At 37.4% G+C, this 593-nt stretch carries 1 tRNA gene and 1 rRNA gene; both read left to right on the top strand.

The window, feature by feature from the left end:
- Window positions 1-170 precede the first annotated feature (170 nt).
- A tRNA-Ile gene (locus ABDZ60_RS08925) sits at window positions 171-247 on the top strand.
- Between the two features lie 265 nt (window positions 248-512).
- Window positions 513-593, top strand: a 23S ribosomal RNA gene (locus tag ABDZ60_RS08930); the annotation flags it as partial.

Below are 593 nucleotides of genomic sequence, written 5' to 3' on the forward strand. Positions count from 1 at the left end.
GTAACAAGGTAGCCGTAGGAGAACCTGCGGCTGGATCACCTCCTTTCTATGGAGAAATCTAGTAAGCAATAAGCTTATCTAGTACTTCTAAATCGAAGATTTAGAAAAGACTTAAAAGAAGGTTTATTCTTAACTTCTGTTCAATTTTGAGAGATTTCTCTCAAAATTATGGGTCTATAGCTCAGCTGGTTAGAGCGCACGCCTGATAAGCGTGAGGTCGATGGTTCGAGTCCATTTAGACCCACCATTGTTCTTTGAAAATTGCACATAAATAAAAAACAACAAGCCAAAAATATTCTTTGTGAATAACTTTGTAATAAATTACTTAAAACTAACTAATTAGATTAATTTAAATTAACTTAGGTTAAACTCAAAAATAGTTAGAGTGAGTTTTGTTAAAAACGAGAAGTTCTAGGAGCTGACGAAGGAAACACCGGAGCGTACTTTGCTACGTGAGGATTTGACTGAGGAAAGCGACAAAGAAATTCGAAGTTTATAACGAAACGAAAAAAGGTCAAGCTACAAAGGGCGCATGGTGAATGCCTTGGCATCAGGAGCCGATGAAGGACGTGATAAGCTGCGATAAGTTTCGG

Source organism: Clostridium sartagoforme (genome assembly GCF_039521405.1).
Lineage (GTDB): Bacteria > Bacillota > Clostridia > Clostridiales > Clostridiaceae > Clostridium > Clostridium sartagoforme.